Annotated in this window: 30 protein-coding genes; 3 read left to right on the forward strand and 27 right to left on the reverse strand. The window is 57.6% G+C overall.

Annotated features, from left to right (window positions below; translation table 11 throughout):
- Window position 1: 1 nt before the first annotated feature.
- The 21 genes from ACQE3D_RS10680 to ACQE3D_RS10780 all read right to left on the reverse strand — a co-directional run bounded on the left by ACQE3D_RS10680 (window position 2) and on the right by ACQE3D_RS10780 (window position 12,078).
- Window positions 2-505 (reverse strand): phage protein Gp36 family protein, encoded by a 504-nt coding sequence (locus ACQE3D_RS10680; RefSeq protein ID WP_313727990.1) that lies wholly within the window; start codon window positions 503-505, stop codon window positions 2-4.
- Window positions 505-1,167 (reverse strand): hypothetical protein, encoded by a 663-nt coding sequence (locus tag ACQE3D_RS10685; protein WP_313727989.1) that lies wholly within the window; start codon window positions 1,165-1,167, stop codon window positions 505-507. Before ACQE3D_RS10685 ends, ACQE3D_RS10680 begins: the two co-directional genes overlap by 1 nt.
- Window positions 1,168-1,238: 71 nt before the next feature.
- Entirely contained in the window at window positions 1,239-2,129 is an 891-nt protein-coding gene (locus ACQE3D_RS10690) for a Mu-like prophage major head subunit gpT family protein (RefSeq protein WP_313727988.1), read from the reverse strand.
- 33 nt (window positions 2,130-2,162) lie between these two features.
- Window positions 2,163-3,167, reverse strand: coding sequence for a phage protease (locus tag ACQE3D_RS10695; RefSeq protein WP_313727987.1), 1,005 nt, complete (start codon window positions 3,165-3,167; stop codon window positions 2,163-2,165).
- 231 nt (window positions 3,168-3,398) lie between these two features.
- A complete protein-coding gene (locus ACQE3D_RS10700) occupies window positions 3,399-3,809 on the reverse strand; it encodes a hypothetical protein (RefSeq protein WP_313727986.1) in 411 nt (136 codons plus the stop codon).
- A gap of 109 nt (window positions 3,810-3,918) precedes the next feature.
- Window positions 3,919-4,323 (reverse strand): hypothetical protein, encoded by a 405-nt coding sequence (locus ACQE3D_RS10705; protein ID WP_313727985.1) that lies wholly within the window; start codon window positions 4,321-4,323, stop codon window positions 3,919-3,921.
- Window positions 4,324-4,325: 2 nt separating this feature from the next.
- Complete coding sequence (locus ACQE3D_RS10710; RefSeq protein ID WP_313727984.1) at window positions 4,326-4,784, reverse strand: regulatory protein GemA; 459 nt, start codon at window positions 4,782-4,784, stop codon at window positions 4,326-4,328.
- Window positions 4,777-5,097 (reverse strand): hypothetical protein, encoded by a 321-nt coding sequence (locus ACQE3D_RS10715; protein WP_313727983.1) that lies wholly within the window; start codon window positions 5,095-5,097, stop codon window positions 4,777-4,779. Before ACQE3D_RS10715 ends, ACQE3D_RS10710 begins: the two co-directional genes overlap by 8 nt.
- Window positions 5,097-5,606 (reverse strand): host-nuclease inhibitor Gam family protein, encoded by a 510-nt coding sequence (locus tag ACQE3D_RS10720; protein ID WP_313727982.1) that lies wholly within the window; start codon window positions 5,604-5,606, stop codon window positions 5,097-5,099. The genes ACQE3D_RS10715 and ACQE3D_RS10720 overlap by 1 nt, the downstream gene beginning before the upstream one ends.
- Window positions 5,607-5,731: 125 nt before the next feature.
- The gene (locus tag ACQE3D_RS10725; RefSeq protein ID WP_313727981.1) at window positions 5,732-6,325 is read right to left on the reverse strand and encodes a hypothetical protein; all 594 of its coding nucleotides are present in this window, start codon (window positions 6,323-6,325) and stop codon (window positions 5,732-5,734) included.
- On the reverse strand, window positions 6,322-6,564 hold the full coding sequence (locus ACQE3D_RS10730) for a hypothetical protein (protein WP_313727980.1): 243 nt from the start codon (window positions 6,562-6,564) through the stop codon (window positions 6,322-6,324). Before ACQE3D_RS10730 ends, ACQE3D_RS10725 begins: the two co-directional genes overlap by 4 nt.
- Window positions 6,565-6,578: 14 nt before the next feature.
- Window positions 6,579-6,734 (reverse strand): hypothetical protein, encoded by a 156-nt coding sequence (locus ACQE3D_RS10735; RefSeq protein ID WP_313727979.1) that lies wholly within the window; start codon window positions 6,732-6,734, stop codon window positions 6,579-6,581.
- 10 nt (window positions 6,735-6,744) lie between these two features.
- Window positions 6,745-6,948 carry a hypothetical protein gene (locus ACQE3D_RS10740; protein WP_313727978.1) on the reverse strand — a complete coding sequence of 68 codons (204 nt, stop codon included), beginning with the start codon at window positions 6,946-6,948 and terminating at the stop codon, window positions 6,745-6,747.
- On the reverse strand, window positions 6,945-7,493 hold the full coding sequence (locus ACQE3D_RS10745; RefSeq protein ID WP_427551719.1) for a 3'-5' exonuclease: 549 nt from the start codon (window positions 7,491-7,493) through the stop codon (window positions 6,945-6,947). The genes ACQE3D_RS10740 and ACQE3D_RS10745 overlap by 4 nt, the downstream gene beginning before the upstream one ends.
- A gap of 28 nt (window positions 7,494-7,521) precedes the next feature.
- Window positions 7,522-8,460, reverse strand: a complete 939-nt coding sequence (locus ACQE3D_RS10750) for an AAA family ATPase (RefSeq protein ID WP_313727976.1) — start codon at window positions 8,458-8,460, stop codon at window positions 7,522-7,524.
- Window positions 8,457-8,669, reverse strand: a complete 213-nt coding sequence (locus tag ACQE3D_RS10755; protein ID WP_313727975.1) for a Mu transposase C-terminal domain-containing protein — start codon at window positions 8,667-8,669, stop codon at window positions 8,457-8,459. Before ACQE3D_RS10755 ends, ACQE3D_RS10750 begins: the two co-directional genes overlap by 4 nt.
- Window positions 8,666-8,992 (reverse strand): hypothetical protein, encoded by a 327-nt coding sequence (locus tag ACQE3D_RS10760; RefSeq protein WP_313727974.1) that lies wholly within the window; start codon window positions 8,990-8,992, stop codon window positions 8,666-8,668. Before ACQE3D_RS10760 ends, ACQE3D_RS10755 begins: the two co-directional genes overlap by 4 nt.
- 8 nt (window positions 8,993-9,000) lie before the next feature.
- A complete protein-coding gene (locus tag ACQE3D_RS10765) occupies window positions 9,001-10,662 on the reverse strand; it encodes a transposase family protein (RefSeq protein ID WP_313727973.1) in 1,662 nt (553 codons plus the stop codon).
- A 12-nt stretch (window positions 10,663-10,674) separates the two neighbouring features.
- Window positions 10,675-11,661 carry a hypothetical protein gene (locus ACQE3D_RS10770; protein ID WP_313727971.1) on the reverse strand — a complete coding sequence of 329 codons (987 nt, stop codon included), beginning with the start codon at window positions 11,659-11,661 and terminating at the stop codon, window positions 10,675-10,677.
- Window positions 11,658-11,855, reverse strand: a complete 198-nt coding sequence (locus ACQE3D_RS10775; RefSeq protein ID WP_313727970.1) for a hypothetical protein — start codon at window positions 11,853-11,855, stop codon at window positions 11,658-11,660. The genes ACQE3D_RS10770 and ACQE3D_RS10775 overlap by 4 nt, the downstream gene beginning before the upstream one ends.
- A gap of 34 nt (window positions 11,856-11,889) precedes the next feature.
- On the reverse strand, window positions 11,890-12,078 hold the full coding sequence (locus ACQE3D_RS10780; RefSeq protein ID WP_313727969.1) for a DNA-binding protein: 189 nt from the start codon (window positions 12,076-12,078) through the stop codon (window positions 11,890-11,892).
- A gap of 91 nt (window positions 12,079-12,169) precedes the next feature.
- On the opposite strand from ACQE3D_RS10780, the gene ACQE3D_RS10785 reads away from it, so the two are divergent.
- Genes ACQE3D_RS10785 through ACQE3D_RS10795 form a run of 3 tightly spaced genes read left to right on the forward strand, consistent with a single transcriptional unit; the run spans window position 12,170 to window position 13,739 of the window.
- Complete coding sequence (locus ACQE3D_RS10785) at window positions 12,170-12,556, forward strand: helix-turn-helix domain-containing protein (RefSeq protein WP_313727968.1); 387 nt, start codon at window positions 12,170-12,172, stop codon at window positions 12,554-12,556.
- A 2-nt stretch (window positions 12,557-12,558) separates the two neighbouring features.
- Window positions 12,559-13,086, forward strand: a complete 528-nt coding sequence (locus tag ACQE3D_RS10790; protein WP_313727967.1) for a hypothetical protein — start codon at window positions 12,559-12,561, stop codon at window positions 13,084-13,086.
- Window positions 13,083-13,739: a thermonuclease family protein gene (locus ACQE3D_RS10795; RefSeq protein WP_313727966.1), complete on the forward strand. Its 657-nt coding sequence runs from the start codon at window positions 13,083-13,085 to the stop codon at window positions 13,737-13,739. The genes ACQE3D_RS10790 and ACQE3D_RS10795 overlap by 4 nt, the downstream gene beginning before the upstream one ends.
- Here ACQE3D_RS10795 and ACQE3D_RS10800 read toward each other — a convergent pair whose 3' ends face one another.
- Genes ACQE3D_RS10800 through ACQE3D_RS10825 form a run of 6 tightly spaced genes read right to left on the reverse strand, consistent with a single transcriptional unit; the run spans window position 13,740 to window position 15,536 of the window.
- Window positions 13,740-14,162, reverse strand: a complete 423-nt coding sequence (locus tag ACQE3D_RS10800) for a phage virion morphogenesis protein (RefSeq protein ID WP_313727965.1) — start codon at window positions 14,160-14,162, stop codon at window positions 13,740-13,742.
- Complete coding sequence (locus ACQE3D_RS10805; protein WP_313729473.1) at window positions 14,134-14,310, reverse strand: hypothetical protein; 177 nt, start codon at window positions 14,308-14,310, stop codon at window positions 14,134-14,136. Before ACQE3D_RS10805 ends, ACQE3D_RS10800 begins: the two co-directional genes overlap by 29 nt.
- Window positions 14,311-14,312: 2 nt before the next feature.
- Window positions 14,313-14,471 (reverse strand): hypothetical protein, encoded by a 159-nt coding sequence (locus ACQE3D_RS10810; RefSeq protein WP_313727964.1) that lies wholly within the window; start codon window positions 14,469-14,471, stop codon window positions 14,313-14,315.
- Window positions 14,468-15,163 (reverse strand): DUF7168 domain-containing protein, encoded by a 696-nt coding sequence (locus ACQE3D_RS10815; protein WP_313727963.1) that lies wholly within the window; start codon window positions 15,161-15,163, stop codon window positions 14,468-14,470. The genes ACQE3D_RS10810 and ACQE3D_RS10815 overlap by 4 nt, the downstream gene beginning before the upstream one ends.
- Window positions 15,160-15,333: a hypothetical protein gene (locus ACQE3D_RS10820; RefSeq protein WP_313727962.1), complete on the reverse strand. Its 174-nt coding sequence runs from the start codon at window positions 15,331-15,333 to the stop codon at window positions 15,160-15,162. The genes ACQE3D_RS10815 and ACQE3D_RS10820 overlap by 4 nt, the downstream gene beginning before the upstream one ends.
- On the reverse strand, window positions 15,330-15,536 hold the full coding sequence (locus ACQE3D_RS10825; protein WP_313727961.1) for a hypothetical protein: 207 nt from the start codon (window positions 15,534-15,536) through the stop codon (window positions 15,330-15,332). Before ACQE3D_RS10825 ends, ACQE3D_RS10820 begins: the two co-directional genes overlap by 4 nt.
- Window positions 15,537-15,657: the final 121 nt, after the last annotated feature.

Here is a 15,657-nt window from a genome sequence, read left to right on the forward strand (position 1 = left end):
TTCACCAGTCCTCAATCACGGTGGACGTGCCGCCGTAGCGCCGCGCCGAGCTTTCGAACTGCACCAGGTCGTCGGAGATAACCGGATCGGTCGGCAACGGCGGTTCGGCTGGGATCAAATTCAACTCACCGCGCGCATGCGCTTTCAGCGTATCGATCACGCCTTGGTAGGCGTTTCTGACGTCATCGGTCATCCGCTCGGCGCCTTGCAGGTAATAGAGCGCGACAGTGGACGCCAGCCGAGCGATCAGCGTGGTCTGTACCGTGTCCGGGATGCCGTAGCTGAGGATCAACGCATCGGCATCGGCCAGCGCGGTGTCCATCGCACCCAACGCGCCGGCCAGCGCGGATTGCTCGTCGGCGGTGTAGCCGCTCAGGTCGCCGCCGTCGATCGCAACGCGCAACGCGGCTTCCGGCGGCATCGCCATGTCGGCCGGCACCGCCAACTGCGCCAGGCGGCGGGCGTTGGTGCGGGCCAACAAGTCGGCGCGGGTGGCGAATGGCATTAGCCGGCGCTCCCGGCGGATTGAATACCGGACCAGACCGCATCGCGCTCATCAGCGGTCACGGTCAAGCCGGAAATCGTGCTGATCGCGGTCAAATTCGGCCGACCGTCTTTCAGCCAATGCTCCGGATTGGCCGGGTCGAGCAAACCGATCGCCAAGGCGATGTCGATGCGCCGCTTGTCGGCGTCAATCTGTTCCGCACCTGTGCTGAGCGCAGTCGAAGCATCACCGGCATCGACATCGGTTCCTTCCACCGCACTTGTGCTGAGCGTAGTCGAAGCATCACCGGTAGCGAGGCCCTCGGATGCGTCCACCTCCGGGCCTCTATCGGCTAGTTGTTCTTCCCCGCCAGCGGCGGACGCCGTGCCTGCTTGCTCACTATCTCCTTGTGCGGCGTCCGCCGAGTCCTGCTGCGCTTCGCTCTCGGGTGGGTTATTCGGGTCCTGGATGGTTTCGATCGCTCCGGTTTGCGTCGTAGCGGCCACTTCGACCAACACGGTCGGCGAGTCGCTGACTTCCAGATACGGGTCTTCTTGCAGGGCCGCCAGCGTGGCATCGTCGATGCCGTCCAACTCCAGCCAGTTGCGGGTAAAACGCAGGCCGGCGCGGTCGCGTTTTTCGATGTCGGTGCGCAGGTTTACGCGGGCGTACAGTTTGGGCATATCGGTCTCCAATCAAAACGGTCCCCCTCTCCCGGTGGGAGAGGGCTGGGGTGAGGGTGATCAATCCGGCGTTACGCCACCCAGGGCGTGACTAGCAAATCGACTTTTTTGTAGTTGATATTGGATGCGCCGCTGGCCAGTCGGTCTTGCATCAACAAGGTTTCGGCCGCGACCCGGTTGGTCGGCCCGCACACCAGCAAATTGGGCACGGTGCCCAGCTTGATGCCGCCGTCACCGGTTTGACTGAGCATACGGTTGTACAGGTCGGCAAAGTTGGTGGCGTCCAGCGTGGCTTTGGAGGCATAGCAGCATTGCCAAAAACCGTATGCCGCCGCACCGCGCCAGCGGCCGCCAAAGCTGAACACGTCGTTTTCGAAATAATTGGTTGAGCCGGCGCCCATCGCTTCCAACTGCGCCGGCACACGCTCTTGCAGAAATAGCGCTGGGGCGGCGTCGGAAAACAGATACCAGGGCGCACCGGCGCCGGCTTGGATATTCGAAGTCGCGGTGACCGCACCGGTGCCGTCGGTGTTGGCATAGACCGGGTGATCGGTGTCGAAAAAGAACTGGTCGTCGTAACAGTTGGAAGACCATCCGGCCAGCAAGGCGCCAAAAATCAATTCATCCATCAACCGCACAGCGGCTTTACCGTGGCCGGCCGCGCTATTGGCGTAGTGGCCAAAGTCGTCGTCTTCGATATCCGTGCGCAACACATCGATCGTCGCTTCGTATTTGTCGTTGAATACGGTGTACGCCTTTTCGGTGATGGCTTTGTGTAAGCGGCTGCCGACCCATTTTCGAAACGATGGCCATTGGGTTAACCAGGCATATGTCGTGTTCTTGCTGGTAGATTTCATCAGCTCTGCAATCTTTGCCCAATTGCTCGGCGTATTGACCAGGCCTCGATCAAAATTGGCCTGCAGCGAGGTTTTTAACGCGTCGATTTGCGCTTGTGTCAGCATCGTGTGCTCCTAGTTTGAATGACGGTCCGGCGGCTAGATGGCATGTTTTTTCTGTGCGGCCAGGTACTCTTCTTCGGTCACGCCCATCTTGTCGGCAATCGCCTTTTGCTCCGCAGTCAGCGCGGCCGTAGCGGTGGTGTGGCCGTCGCCGGCTTGGCGTTTCAGGATCGGCAACGGGCCGGTGGCCTCTAAATACTCGGTCAACGCGGCTAGCGTTTGTTTTTCGGCCCAGAGTCTCATCGACGGCGTAAGACTGCCGGCCGTCAGTGCCGCCAGGATTAACGCGTCTTTTTTATCCGCTTCGGCAGCAGCGGCGGACTCGGCGACCTGCTTGTTCAGCGCAGCCAGCTCGCCGATCGCGGTATCGCGCTCGGTGGTTAACGCGGCCAGCTGGGTTTTCAGCGTGTCGCGTTCGGCGGTTAGCGCGGCCAGCGTGGTTTCGGTTTGGGCGTGCGTCACGCGCAGCGCGGCAAGTTCTTCTTGCGGGGTAGCCATATCGGTAGTCTCCGGATCGGGGTCGGGTAGGGAAAATCGTTTAGTTAAAGCAGCCATGCCGTCTTCGCTGAGATCGTCCAGGCCATCGACAGCGGGGGTGTTGGTCAGCGCAACGGAAATCACGTCGAGCACTTCGCCAGTGCTAGCCAAGTACAGAAACACGGCGCTGATGTAGCGGTACTCTTTGTCGGCGATGCGTTGTTTGGCAGTCGCGGTCCAGTCCACGCCGATGGCGTACAAACCTTTGCCGTCGCGCCATTCCATGTCGTGAAACCAACCGGCGGCAATGACTGGCTGGCCGTTCCATTCGGTGCGCAGGGATTGGTGTTCGTAGTCGATCAGCGTGTCATTGGCGCGGTCGCGCAGGCGCAGGATTACGCTGGCGGCAATCGACGCATCCAGTTGCCAGGCTTCGCAGTCGTGTGGCCGGCCATCGGTCGCGCGAAACGGCCCGACCGGCAGCAGGTGCGCCGTAGTCGGTGCCGAGCCATCGGCAGCGATCTCGAAAGCCAGGGCAGCGAGTTTGACAGCAGGTTTGGACATAGCGGCCTCAAAAAATCAGTTGGGGCGATTGTCCGGATTTGGCGGGGGTTTGATTAGCCGGGAAATGTTTCCGGGGGATATGTGTTAGTACTCGAACGAGTATCTATTGATGATGCGTATGGAACCGCGTTCAAAACCCGTTTAAAAACGCGTAGAAACGTTTAAACGGTTTGCGGGCGGGCAAGGATGGCGGGTTGGGGCTGAAAGGGGCTTAGAGCGGCTGTGTTTCGATTATGGCAGCGGTTCGATTATTCCGGCTTTTACGCATGATGCGTAGGCCGCATTCAGCGCATCTATTCGACTCGGCTCAAATCCATTTTGCCAGCATTCGCCGTCTTTGACTCGCCAATTCCAGCCGCCATTGGTTTGTCGCCAAACTTCGGCAAGCAACTCCTGTTTGTTGTTGAACAATCCCCAATGTCCGGCGTCCGGCCCGAGCGCTTTGGATATGATTTTTAAATCTTGGTTTTGAGTCATAGCGTTCTCTATTGCTGGGGAAAAACGGCCTGCGTTGCAGCGCAGGCCAAGTATAACCGGCCCCGTCTCGTGGGGCCATGCCGGCGGTTGCGCCGACGGGAGGTAAGGTGCGCCGGGGCCGCTGCGGATGTTTTTCTGAGTAGGCCCACCTTCCGCTGGGGCCATTGCCCCCGAGGGGCTTGTTGGTGCTTCGGCTCCGCTCCCTTCGACTCCGCTCAGGGACCGGAGTCGAACCGTTCCCTGAGCGGAGTCGAAGGGGCGGGGCGCCGAAGGGCTAATCGAATAAACTCATCTGCCGATCGTCGTCCTCGCCTTGGCGGCGAATATTCGTAATTTGCCGGGTGGTCAAATGGAACGCCCGCGCTTGATGCGCGGCGCTCTGCCAGTGCTTCTCGGCGTTGATGATCGCGTTGCGGTGGCGCTGCCACAGCTTGTCGATCTTGGGCACGCTAATGCGGCGAGCAGCGTCGAGGTGCGGCGCGAGCGTTTCGTTGAGCCGCTCCAGCTCGTCGTCGGCCAGCCCCAGCGCGGTACTATGTCGCTTCGGCAGATTAATCACCAACCCGCCCCACGCACTCAGCCACTCCTGGGCGCGGGCATAGCCGAGCGCCCGCACGATCGCCCGCAAGACGGGCGGCAGGTTGGCTAATTGTTCGGGGGCGACGTCCGGGAAATCCATTTTTATCTTGCCATCCAGGCTTTCAGGGCTTCGATGATGGCCTGACGCTCTTCGGCGGTCAGGCTGTCCAGGTCGGGTACGTGGTGTGCGGTTTGGCGGGCGCACCAGGCGAGCATCGCCGAGCGGCTGGCGTTGTTGATTTTGCCGGCCAGCCCAAGCTTGCCCCACAGTCTAACGATATGGCCGATCTGCGGCGATACGGCTTTAGGCCGATTGTCGTTGCCGCCCTTGGGCCTGTATTGCTTTTGGCGGGGCCAACCGCGCGCGGCGTAGTCGTCCAGCACGGCCGCGAGCTGAGGCGGGTTGAGCGTCTTGGCGCTGATACGCCCGTCAAGCTCGGTCGCGCCGTGGCGGGCCAGCAGCGTGCGGTGCATGTCGTCGTCCCAGCCGGGCAGGTGTTTGCCCGCCCAGCTTTTGGCGATGCCGACTAATTGCAGGTAGTGTTTGACCGTGTCAGTCATGGTCGTCAAACCCCAGCGCCGCCGCGATGTCGTCCGCGTCGCCTTCGTTCATGCCGCGTTCGGCGAGGAACGCCAGGAATTCGGCCCAGTGCTCGGAAACGAAGTCATTGATCAGCAAGCGTTGAAACTCATCCACGGGACGCCTCCGGTTTATCGTCCAGCCATGCTTGCAACTCGTCGCTTCATCCTCGCAATGCGCGGCGGCCAACATCTCTTTTTGGAAATCCGCGCGGTTGTCGGCGCGATGCGCGCACTCGCGCAGACGATTCGCGCGTTGGCGCAGCTCGCGGATACGTTCGCCGGTGGTTTGCATCACGCCACCTCCCGCTCAAATGGCACGACCGCGAAATCTTCGATGCCGCTGTTGATGGTGATGCCGACTATGCCGGATACCGCCGTGGGGTCGGCCAGCACGGCCTCTTTGTTCAGCTCGTCCTTGGTGCGAATGAAACGAGACAGGCCGAGATTACGCAGGGTTTCCAGCACCTTATCCACCGATCGCACGCCGACGCTGGGCGGCCGCTGCCGCCAGGACACTTCGCCGGTGATCAGGTTGGCGGTTTTGCCGCCGTCCTTGCATAGCTCGGCGCGGTTGGCTTCACACCAGGTTTGAATGCCGGTCACCAGGGCGTCGATGCGGGTTTTCAGTGCTTCGATCTGGGTTTTGCGGCTGTCGGTAATCGCGGCGATTTCGTCGTTCAGCTCGGTCTCGACGCGGGTTAGTTCGCGCTGGGTATCGCCGAGCTGCCGGATCGCGGCCATGGTTTGGTCTTTGTCTTGGCAGACGTATAACGCCGCCGGGGCTTTGTGTTTTTTGGCCATGGTGGCTCCTATGTTGAGTGATCGTTCCCACGCTCCGGCGTGGGAATGCAGGTGGAACCGCTGTGCGGTTCAGGACGCGGAGCGTCCAGGGATGGGTTCCCACGCCGGAGCGTGGGAACCATGACTTACGAGGTATCCGGCGCTACCGGACCCTTCCAGCCAGCCGGCGGCTTGGATTTTGTTTTGACTTGAGCTTTTTCGGCCAATTCGGCGACCGAGACCGGCGCGCCGCCCGTGCTCGAATGACCTGCGGTGCCCGAACGGCCTGCCGTGAGCGGAGCCGAACGGTTGCGCAACTTCTCGATTTTGTCTTGCTCCAGCTTCGCCGCCGCCCGTTCGCCACGGCCGGCGATCATGCTCAGCAGATAGCCGTTGCCCTTCAGCGGCAGTACCAAATTTTCGGGACGATTGACCACCAGCCGCATCATTTCCGCTTCCCAAACGCCGGCCGGCGCCGAGTAGACGATGCCGTTGCGTTTGATTTGCGCGTCCTTAATCAGCGGCACTAGCTCCTTGGTCAAAGCCAAGCGGCGACTCCAGCGCAGCTCCTGCTTGTTCGGTTTGAACAGCTCCAGATAACGCAACAGCGCGCCGACCAGCGATAGCGGAAGGCCATTCAGCAGCCCGGTCCACTCGTTGCCCGCCACCATTTCCAAGGCCTGAACGATGTCCACGTCCTTGCCGCAGTAGGGGCACGGGATCGCGCACGCGTTGCTCACAGCCGGCACTCCAGCCCGGCGACGATCATTACCGGCGCGGTCCAATAGCAGTAAGCCATGTACGCAAACGCACCCCAGCCGATGGCCGCCAGCCAGCGGGTATCGGTGAGCTGGTGGCGTAGGTGGTCTTCTTCGCCGAGCAGGTTGTTGATAATGCGGTCGTGCGCTTGCGAGCGGGCGTCGGCGTCGAGCTGCTTCCGGCGCCGATACTGTTCAATGAGTTGATGAACCAAAGCCATGCTGGCCTCCTTACTTAATCAAAAGCCCAGCCGGACTGCACGCGCACGCGCAGCCGGTGGTGCGGTTTATGGCATTTCCGGGCAACCAATCGCCTCATTTGGTAAGCCTGGCGCTGAGTTTTGCCGGCGTATTCGCCGCGCAAGAAACGAGTCGCAAGATCGTTATTCATGTGTGCCGTCCTAATGCAATTTTTGGGTTGACTGGGGTGGCCAGGCCTGTTTGCCGAACTGCGGGTGGCGATCCAGGTATTGAGTCACGTTGGCGTACATAGCCGCGCCCAGGATCGTGGCCGGCGTGTCAGCCTCGCCGGGTTCCGCGACTTCGGAGCGGTTGATCTCCACGCCGTCCGGCGTATCGCGTAGGGTGATGATGACGATGCTCATACCGCGCTCCGTGAGGCTAAAAGCTGATAAGCGGCGATGACATACCTCGCCTGATAAATGGCGTCGGCCAGGGCGCTATGCGCCGTGCCGTCGAATTCGATCTGTTTTTTAGGGTCCACGCCGGTGAGTTGTCGGCACACGTTAACAATGGTCCGAGTGTCTCTCTCATTCCAAAATGGCCAAGGCATTGTCATGTCATGTTGCTGGTAGGCATTGGCCAGGATCGACAAATCGAACGATGGGCTGTTACCCCAAATTTGTTTTGGATTGTGCTTAACAATGAATCTGGACAGCGCTGCCAGCGCTAGATCTAGCCGATATGGCTTTTGTTGTACGAACATCATTATTTCGTCGTAGGCCGCTTTTTGTTTTGGCTCCGCCCACCACTTAACTACATCTCGATCCAGGTCGCGACCCTGGCCATACATAACGCAACCGATATGCAATTGCGCGCCGATATTGCCTATCTCGGCGTCAAACATCACAGCGCCAATGCTCAAAATCATCGCGTTGGGTTTTAAACTCAGGGTTTCCAGATCTATCATGATGTCGTTCGTTGGCATGCTCATCTCCTCACGCTACCGATTGCAGGCATAACGCCTGTTTCGCCACCGCATCTACCAAAGCCACGTTCAATTCGCGGCCGCTGCGAAACTGTTGAATCGCTGCGACCAGCCCTTCGATCAGCATCCGCGCACTGCCCTTGCTGTAGGAGAACAGGCGCTTGACCACTTCATCGGATACGTCCTCATCGCCAAACGCGGCTTGCACCAGGGCGCCGGCGTCGTCGGCGGTGATGCCCTTGATGGTTTCCGGCCAGAAGCCGGTGCGCGATCTAATTTGGTCGAACTGGCCATGGGCGGGGCGGATCAGGCCGGTCAAGTGTTCGGTGCCGGCCAACACGATGCCGATATTCGCCAGGTCGCGCAGCCGGCGCAGGGTGTGCAGCACGTGTGGCGTCAGGGTGTCGGCTTCGTCGACGATTAACAGGCTGTCAGTGTTTTGCAGGCTGGCGACGATCGCTCGAAACTTGTCGTCTATGCTGCCCCTGCCTTCGTAGCCGGCCACGATGCGCGCCAGGAGCTTAATCAGGCTTTGTACGGTCATGGTCGGCGTGGCTTCGATCAAGTAGGTGTTGGGCGTGGTGCGTTGGTAATGCTTGACGGCAAAGGTCTTGCCGGTGCCGACAAAGGCGCTCAGCACCGCAAAGTTGCGGTAGCGGCGGGCCATTTGGCAGGCAGTCAAAGCCAGCCGGAACACGCTGGTCTCGACCGGTGCCAAGGCATCGGCGGCGGTGTCGTCGGCGTGACGCACGGCATTAACGATCTTGACCAGTTGCGGGCTGGGCGACGTGGCATAAGAGCCGTTAAGAATCTGACTCAACGTGGCCTGCGCTACGCGGGCCAACCGGGCCAGTGCGGCTTGCTTGTAGTCCCGCTCAGCCAACCAGGTTTTGATCTGCTCGATCTGGCCGATGTCGTCCGGCGTGTAGTGGTCGGGGTAGTTGCTCATGACGCCACCTGGTAGTTGTGATTAGCGACCGGCCCGGCGAGAAACAAAAAACGCCCGAACTCGTTATGTACGCGTAACAGTCCGTCGTCGGCCAAACAGACCGTGACCTCTGCGTTATCCATGCCGGCCAATTCCGGAGAGTAATACGTCGTTGCTTCGAATACGATTGCGCAGCGCCTGACGCGCCGTGTGAATAATGATGCGCTCATAGGAACACCCGGCCTTCTGCGTTGCGCAGAATGTCAAGAAACTCGCGCGTGTCGTAGAGCAACTGGTCCATGGTCGTGGCCTCAGTTTTCTGCAACACCGCGCGATCAAATTTGCTCAAAAACAATTCAAGAACACCTTTGACATGTGGCTCGCTCACTGGCCGATAAATTGACCGTTCCGGCTCGGCAAACGCATTTTGATAGTCAAGCGAGAATAGCTCACGGCTCTCTGTGTCGAGTTTGACAACTACCCACAATTGGTCAGTTTGTAGCCGTTTGGCTAGCCGTCGGTTAATAAGGAATGCATCGGTGAATGTGCTCATGGGGTTACCTACTCAAAGTTAAAAATATCAATCTCAATGGTTTCCGGCAGCGCCGGGGTTCGGTCCAACAGCGTTTGCGCGTCGCTGGCGACGGCGTCGGCGTCGATCACCAAGCCGGCGCGAGCTTTCAGTTCGTCCAGCTTTTTCTCGATCCGCTTGGCTTGATCCACCACCCGCTTGTCGCGGCGCTCTTCCAGGCGGGTTTTGTCGACGGCGTCGATGGCGTTGATCAAATGCGCGTCGCAGATCCAGCGGCCGTCCTGGGTGCGGATCACCGCCACGCGGTTGTCCATCAGGTCGTACTCCAGCACCACTTTCAGGTGGTTGTAGGCGTGAAGGTCCGGATGGCGGTACTGGCGGTTGTTGTGGGTAATGCTGGCCCGCTTGACGGTCAGCACTACCGCTTGGCGCTTCATTTCCAGCAGGTCGGCATGCGGCGGCAGCGGCGACAGCTCGGCCCACAGTTGCGCGCGGCTGACGTGCTTGTTCTCCGGATGCTGGCGTTGCACGTAGCGGTCTATCCAGGCGTTAAAGGCGTCGGCAAACTCCATCAGGGTCGGCGCCTGCAGCTTGCCGGCCTTGACCGCCTTAATAGTTTCCGCGCGGGCCTCGTCGCTCATGTCATCGCCGCAGTAAAACGCCGGCCGCCATGCTTTCAGGAAGTCGCGCTTGACCTCGACGAAGAAGCGCTCAATCCAGCCTTTGCCGTGCGGGTTGCCGGGGATGGCGTGGATGACTTCGATGTTATGGCGGGCATAAAAGCCGGTCATGTCGTCGGACATCAGTTTGTTTTTGTGGCCTGAGCCGTTGTCGACGTAGAGAAACAGCGGCACGTGGTTCCAGCGAGCGAAGGTTTCCGCCCACAGGTTTTGCACGGCCGTGGTGCCTTCGTGCTCGTCGGCTCGCCAGCCGACGATAAAGCGGCTGCGCAAGTCCATGGCTACAGTCAGCTCCGGCCGCCAGGGGAATTTGCCGTCGACGGGGTTGACCAGGTAGATATCGGCCATGTAACCGTCGGCCACGTACACATCACCCGGCAAGGCGCGCTCGGTGCAGCGGCGGATGTAGGCCTTTTCGGTCAGCCGATACAAACGCCGGCCGATCCGCGCCGGGCTGTGGCGGCCCAGCATGGCCGGCACGCTGCTCAGGTAGTTGCGCACTTGGTCATAGGTGCAGGCAAAGCCGTCCACCTCGCTCAGTTGCCGCCACACCACCGACATTTCCGGTGCGCTGGGCTGGTTGAAATACTCCAGCGCCGGCCCCCACCAGGCGGGTTGCTCGGTGACGACGCGGCCTTTGTGTTGCTCCAACAGATCGACTCTACCGCCGCCGGCCTTCACCACTTTCAGCCATTCGAACAACACGCTGCGGGTCGGCGCCAGGCGGTTAGCTTTGGCGGCGGTCTTCATCGCGTTTTGCAGATAGGCATGCAATGAGCCGGTTTCCGCGCGGGCCAATAGCGTTTCGATGGCCTTGTTGGCGCTAAAGCCATTTTTCTCCATGTCCAAAATGGTATTGACGATGTCATACCGCGCCGTGGCGACCGCACGCTGACTATCGTTGGCCTCTTTCCAGGGATCGCGCTGGCGTAGCGCGATAACCTGGGCAGTGGGCCGCACGGCGGGGCTGTTACTGTCCATCCTTTGTACGAGTGGGTTGGTGTTGCGCATAACGCATAACCTCTATTTGTCCTTTTTGCTCGGCCGACCTGGGCGGTTGGGTCGCGCGTCTTCGCGCTTGGCTTTGGCCGCTTCGTGCTTGCGTTCGATCAGCGGGTAATCCAGCAGCCAGCGCTGGGCCTCGTCGTCGGTGAGCATGTGTTTGCTGGTGATGGCATCCGGCAGATCGACGGGGCATGCGTCGCGCATTTGATCGATGACCAATGCCGCCCGGGCGGCAATGACGTTGGCGGTCACCCACAGCTGCTCAAACCGAAAGCTGCGTTCCGTGGTTTCAATATCGTTTAACTGCTCGTTAAACACCGCTTGCAGGCTGTTTAAAGCCACTTCGCATTCGGCTTGGTACGCCAGGCACTCGTCGCGGACGGTGTGGGTTTTCCAGTGGAACTCGTAGTCGCGGTTGTCGCGTTTTTTGAATTTATCGATGATGGCGTCGCGGTGCTCGACCTCGGCGTTCAATTGCTGATTGCGCCGCTCGGCGGTTTTCAGCAGGTCGCGCAGTTGGTCGTAGGTCATGGTTTCGGCGTCGTCGAGCACGTCGGTGCCGGATTCGGCAAGGCGATTGATTTCATCCTGTGGGATTTTCGCTAACAGCAATGCTTTTTTCTTGCCAATATTAAGCAGCTGTTGTCTTTGGTTATCTGGTAGTCTGGTAAAACATTTGGCTAGGCTAATAGCCTCATAGACGCGCTGTTTAATCAAGCCATTGCGTTCGATAAAATCTTTAAATGTGTCGAGTCCGCCGGTCGGACTCGTGTTTTTAATAGCCTCTTGAGCCGCCCAAAATGCCGCTCCTGCGCGGCATTCTCTGAGCATCGAAGCGTTAAGCTCTTCAACGCCAAGCGCCAGTAACTCATCAATACCCATTTGATCAAAACCGAACTCACTAACACATATAGCCAGTTGAGCATCTGATGCTGGAATCAAAGATTGACGGCTTGGTTGCTGAGGTTCTTCGCCTGGCACAAGCACTTCAAAGAAATCACTCATTGACCTAACTCCCGTAACATCCCCATAACCAAACCATTCGACATTCTGAAAAGTTGATCTAATGGATCTTCTTCTGCCAAACCACTAGATAGCTCTTGTAATGCTGGGATCAGCTGCGAGTTGGCGACTGGCATCACTGTTCTTCCGCCGATGTCAATGCCTCGATCCTTGACTAGGGTGTCGTTGATGTTCATGTATAATTTCCTGTGCAGTTATGGTAATTGGGCGTTATTGCGCTTTTGGAACAGGCTTAACGCCCAATGCTTTGGCGGCTTTGAATGATTTCCCGCGCAACGCTGGGGAGCGACCATTGAGAATTCGGTATACCAAGTCACGCGGGTATCCATTCTGGTCTGCCCATTGGCCTGGGCATTCTCCGTTATCGGTAAACTGTTGTTTTCGTTCAGCAGGGGTCATGTTTGGCTCCTTTTATTGATTTTGCGGAATGGTATTTTAAATACCGTGATGTAATTAAAATACTATTATCAAAGACTGTCAAGGGGGATGTGTGAATTTATTTGACGAAGCCATGCTGAGGCTTAAACAACAACTAAAAGTGACGGAAGATAAGGAGGCGGCAGATTTTTTAGGACTATCGCCAAGAGCTTTAGCTGGGAGAAAGCAACGGGAAAGCTTCCCAACCAAAGAAGTCTTTGCGCTAGCTGCGCAACGCCCAGAGCTGGGTCTCGATCCCGATTGGATTGTGACCGGCACAACGCTCCGGACAGAGATTGACGATAGACAGGTGGCGTATTTAGTACAGTGCTACCAAATCATGAATCCACATGACAGAAAGGCCATGCTAAAGATTGCTGGCGCGCTGTCGGATGTCGCCAATTTGCCTAGCGAAGAAATCAGTAGAAGGCTAAGCAACTACCAGCCTCAAGGATTATAAGAATGAATATAAAGATATTCGCCGTCACTGCTCTTCTTGCTTTTTCTTCGGAAAGTCAAAGTGCAAATCCGCCAACGTTTAAAATCTCTATCGATCAGCTAATAGAAACCTATAACGCATTAGCGTCAAAAGTCGATGGTATGGAAAAATTGCCCCCTAAATCAAAAATGGAAAAAGGGGCGGAAAACGAGCAATCGTTAACCTTCCAGCATTACGTCTTACCTAACGCCGTCGTTACTATCAGCATTGACAAGCAAAACGGCCATCCCTATGCGATGGGCGTGCTGTCGAAGTCGGAGAATAAAAGCGAAGAATTGGATTTATTCAACGTCAGATCACTAGTTGGAACAACTATTTTCGGCCCCGGTTCTGAAGCTGGAGAACTTGAAAAACTGTGCGTTGACATATATGCCACTGGTCATCCAGGTGCTCTTCAAAAAACAATCAAAAAATTTACAGTGTCGTGTGGAATGAATGATGGGTTATGGATTGCGCTTATTACCAAAGCGACTTTTGAACAATCAAAATGAAAAGACTATTTCCACTGTTACTCCTGACTCCGTTATTGGCCGTTGCAAACGAATGGACCGGTACCGTTGTCGGCATTTCCGACGGCGACACGCTGACGGTTTTGAGCGCTCAGAAGACACAGGTCAAAATCCGATTAGCCGAGATCGATGCGCCCGAATCCAAGCAAGCGTTTGGCACTCAATCTAAACAATCGTTGGCTGATCTTTGTTTCAAAAAATCCGTGGTGGTCGATGATAAAGGCACAGACAAATACAAGCGCACGATTGGCCGGATCAAATGCGCCGGCATCGACGCCAATGCCGAACAGGTAAAGCGTGGCTTTGCTTGGGCGTATCGGCAATATCTCACCGATCAATCGATTGCCGGACTGGAAGACTCGGCGAAAGCCGCTGGCGTTGGTTTATGGGCGGATGCCGAACCGACTCCGCCTTGGGAATTCAGGCACGGCGGTAAAGCTAAAAAGGCCGTAACCGCTGCAAAATCTGATGATGATTTGCCAGACTCATTGGGTGGCGAAGACAATTGCGGTTCGAAACGTACCTGCGGCCAGATGAGCGGCTGCGGCGAAGCCAAGCATTATCTAAACGATTGCGGCGTATCCAGGCTGGATCGGGATCACGATGGTATACCTTGCGAGTCGCTTTGTCGGTGATTAACTGCCACGCGCTCTTTGCAATACCCGCGTCAGATGATCAGTTGCAACGTTTTCAACCAAGTCGCGATCTGAATCTGGAAAACCGATCAATTCGCGCTTTGGCAGGCCTGGGTGATTGACTCGCTTTCGCACTATGCCGCCAAAGGCTAAGGCTTGGCGTTGGCGAGGCGTGATCAAGTAAGGCTCTGTTCCGCGTTGATGAATGGCCGCAAGTTTTCCATCGCGCGAACCATCAAACCAAACTCGTAATTCATTGTTGTCAGCCTGATAAATCAAGCTTTGCAGCATTCGTCCTGTTTTTTTCAGGACCGTAGGATGTGCTGAACAGCGTGAAGCGCATCGTTCGCGATTGATGCGCTTCGCTTTTCGCTCAGCACATCCTACGGCTCGTTTATCGCCGCTCTTTCGGCGGCGGATCATCCCCCGCCGGCAGTCTCAACATATTCCGCCACACCCGGTTAAAAAACCGCGGATCGGCGGTGACTTCATTCCATTTCGTGCCGCCTCCGCTTTCGTAATGCGCTTTGATGCGTTGGTAGTTACGGTCTGCCTTGGCTTTCCAGGTCATGTTTAATTGACCTGGTGGCACTCGAAAACCTTGCTCCCAACATAAAAACCACCCAGCTTTTTGCACTCGTCGGCGACGGCGAAATGGGCGAAGGCCCAGATGGATATACCGAACACCCAAAGCAACATCAGCTTTCCGAACAGAATCAATTTGCCTTTCATCCTGCCCCCAACAGCGCGCCGCGCTTGGTTTGTATCGGTTTATGTAGCGAAACGTCTTCCGCTGCTCGATAGCCGGCCTCGCTGGCTCGCCAGTCGTTGTTTTGTTTCGCAATGGCCCGGCTGCGGCCGTCCGGCTTTAAGCTGTCGCCGAATTGCTGTTCTTTGTAAGCTTCGATCGCTAATTGTTCTTGTTCGTTGCCTGCGAATTCGTTGACTTGGAGAGCGATTCGGGTTACCCACGCTTGGCAGAACAGATCGGCGCGGCGGACCTTGGTGGCCTGTTTGCAGCGCGTCAGGGTCGCGGCATATGTTTTACGGTCTTTCGCTATCCGGCGCCGAAGCACGTCGAATGTGTAGGCGGCCAGTTCTGGTTTGATGCCCAGCCCGTAAAACCGAAACCGGGTCGGCGTGCGACCAAAACCCAGTTCGGCATGGGTGCCGCAGCCGAAGGCTTTGGCGATCAGCACGGCGAGTTGGCCGACGTAAAGCGGCGGTTTATACGGCGAGCCCAGGCCGATCTGCTCTTCATGCACAGTCGCCGCTGCCACATCGCCGGACGTCAAGTTGTACTTTTTCATCAGCGCAGCGGCCTGCCGCTTGGCGGCCTCGGCTTCCGCCGGGTTGTCGCTGGCAGCCAGGGCCAGGCATTTGGCGATTTTGTCGGCGATTTTTCTCAGTTCGTCGGGGGTCATTGGCGCACCACTTCAATGCCCAGCGCATAGCCAATTTGCACCGCTAGCGCCTCGGCCCGCTCCATGACTTCATACCCATCTTCGTCGTGGTTATAGCTGCCCACTAGCACGCCGTTGGCAAAAATCTCGATTTGATCGTCGTCGTTGGTGTCGATCACGATGTTTGTCATGGCGCCACCCCTCCCGGCATCACTACCCACACCGTCACGCACGGCAGCAGGTTGATACACAAGCGTTTGTTGGCCGACGACCAGTGCGCGCCGATCCACAGCGAGCCGGGCCGGATCAACCAGCCGTAACGCCAGTGCGCCTGCGGGTTCTCGGCCGGTTGATCCGGCCGAGATTGGGGTGTTGCGGGTCGGGTATATCGCATAAGTCCTCCGTCTTCGGTTTGGCGCGCACTCTACGCGCGGAGTTTTCTGCCGTCGCCGCCGGAAACGTTTCCGGCGTTATATCTCCTCGCGCGCGCGCGTAAATTTCACCCTGCATTTGAT

This window comes from Methylomonas sp. MS20, from assembly GCF_050275925.1.
GTDB classification, from domain to species: Bacteria; Pseudomonadota; Gammaproteobacteria; order Methylococcales; family Methylomonadaceae; genus Methylomonas; species Methylomonas koyamae_A.

What these genes read in the sequence shown, in the direction of transcription:
- ACQE3D_RS10705 (WP_313727985.1), bottom strand. Translation starts at nt 4,323, where the DNA reads ATGGATTTCCCGGACGTCGCCCCCGAACAATTAGCCAACCTGCCGCCC.
- ACQE3D_RS10680 (WP_313727990.1), bottom strand. Translation starts at nt 505, where the DNA reads ATGCCATTCGCCACCCGCGCCGACTTGTTGGCCCGCACCAACGCCCGC.
- ACQE3D_RS10770 (WP_313727971.1), bottom strand. Translation starts at nt 11,661, where the DNA reads ATGAGTGATTTCTTTGAAGTGCTTGTGCCAGGCGAAGAACCTCAGCAA.
- ACQE3D_RS10720 (WP_313727982.1), bottom strand. Translation starts at nt 5,606, where the DNA reads ATGGCCAAAAAACACAAAGCCCCGGCGGCGTTATACGTCTGCCAAGAC.
- ACQE3D_RS10805 (WP_313729473.1), bottom strand. Translation starts at nt 14,310, where the DNA reads ATGACCTGGAAAGCCAAGGCAGACCGTAACTACCAACGCATCAAAGCG.
- ACQE3D_RS10780 (WP_313727969.1), bottom strand. Translation starts at nt 12,078, where the DNA reads ATGACCCCTGCTGAACGAAAACAACAGTTTACCGATAACGGAGAATGC.
- ACQE3D_RS10730 (WP_313727980.1), bottom strand. Translation starts at nt 6,564, where the DNA reads ATGGCTTTGGTTCATCAACTCATTGAACAGTATCGGCGCCGGAAGCAG.
- ACQE3D_RS10810 (WP_313727964.1), bottom strand. Translation starts at nt 14,471, where the DNA reads ATGAAAGGCAAATTGATTCTGTTCGGAAAGCTGATGTTGCTTTGGGTG.
- ACQE3D_RS10795 (WP_313727966.1), top strand. Translation starts at nt 13,083, where the DNA reads ATGAAAAGACTATTTCCACTGTTACTCCTGACTCCGTTATTGGCCGTT.
- ACQE3D_RS10750 (WP_313727976.1), bottom strand. Translation starts at nt 8,460, where the DNA reads ATGAGCAACTACCCCGACCACTACACGCCGGACGACATCGGCCAGATC.
- ACQE3D_RS10700 (WP_313727986.1), bottom strand. Translation starts at nt 3,809, where the DNA reads ATGGCCCCAGCGGAAGGTGGGCCTACTCAGAAAAACATCCGCAGCGGC.
- ACQE3D_RS10695 (WP_313727987.1), bottom strand. Translation starts at nt 3,167, where the DNA reads ATGTCCAAACCTGCTGTCAAACTCGCTGCCCTGGCTTTCGAGATCGCT.
- ACQE3D_RS10820 (WP_313727962.1), bottom strand. Translation starts at nt 15,333, where the DNA reads ATGACAAACATCGTGATCGACACCAACGACGACGATCAAATCGAGATT.
- ACQE3D_RS10800 (WP_313727965.1), bottom strand. Translation starts at nt 14,162, where the DNA reads ATGATCCGCCGCCGAAAGAGCGGCGATAAACGAGCCGTAGGATGTGCT.
- ACQE3D_RS10755 (WP_313727975.1), bottom strand. Translation starts at nt 8,669, where the DNA reads ATGAGCGCATCATTATTCACACGGCGCGTCAGGCGCTGCGCAATCGTA.
- ACQE3D_RS10815 (WP_313727963.1), bottom strand. Translation starts at nt 15,163, where the DNA reads ATGACCCCCGACGAACTGAGAAAAATCGCCGACAAAATCGCCAAATGC.
- ACQE3D_RS10760 (WP_313727974.1), bottom strand. Translation starts at nt 8,992, where the DNA reads ATGAGCACATTCACCGATGCATTCCTTATTAACCGACGGCTAGCCAAA.
- ACQE3D_RS10745 (WP_427551719.1), bottom strand. Translation starts at nt 7,493, where the DNA reads ATGATAGATCTGGAAACCCTGAGTTTAAAACCCAACGCGATGATTTTG.
- ACQE3D_RS10735 (WP_313727979.1), bottom strand. Translation starts at nt 6,734, where the DNA reads ATGAATAACGATCTTGCGACTCGTTTCTTGCGCGGCGAATACGCCGGC.
- ACQE3D_RS10775 (WP_313727970.1), bottom strand. Translation starts at nt 11,855, where the DNA reads ATGAACATCAACGACACCCTAGTCAAGGATCGAGGCATTGACATCGGC.
- ACQE3D_RS10685 (WP_313727989.1), bottom strand. Translation starts at nt 1,167, where the DNA reads ATGCCCAAACTGTACGCCCGCGTAAACCTGCGCACCGACATCGAAAAA.
- ACQE3D_RS10710 (WP_313727984.1), bottom strand. Translation starts at nt 4,784, where the DNA reads ATGACTGACACGGTCAAACACTACCTGCAATTAGTCGGCATCGCCAAA.
- ACQE3D_RS10715 (WP_313727983.1), bottom strand. Translation starts at nt 5,097, where the DNA reads ATGCAAACCACCGGCGAACGTATCCGCGAGCTGCGCCAACGCGCGAAT.
- ACQE3D_RS10690 (WP_313727988.1), bottom strand. Translation starts at nt 2,129, where the DNA reads ATGCTGACACAAGCGCAAATCGACGCGTTAAAAACCTCGCTGCAGGCC.
- ACQE3D_RS10740 (WP_313727978.1), bottom strand. Translation starts at nt 6,948, where the DNA reads ATGAGCATCGTCATCATCACCCTACGCGATACGCCGGACGGCGTGGAG.
- ACQE3D_RS10790 (WP_313727967.1), top strand. Translation starts at nt 12,559, where the DNA reads ATGAATATAAAGATATTCGCCGTCACTGCTCTTCTTGCTTTTTCTTCG.
- ACQE3D_RS10765 (WP_313727973.1), bottom strand. Translation starts at nt 10,662, where the DNA reads ATGCGCAACACCAACCCACTCGTACAAAGGATGGACAGTAACAGCCCC.
- ACQE3D_RS10825 (WP_313727961.1), bottom strand. Translation starts at nt 15,536, where the DNA reads ATGCGATATACCCGACCCGCAACACCCCAATCTCGGCCGGATCAACCG.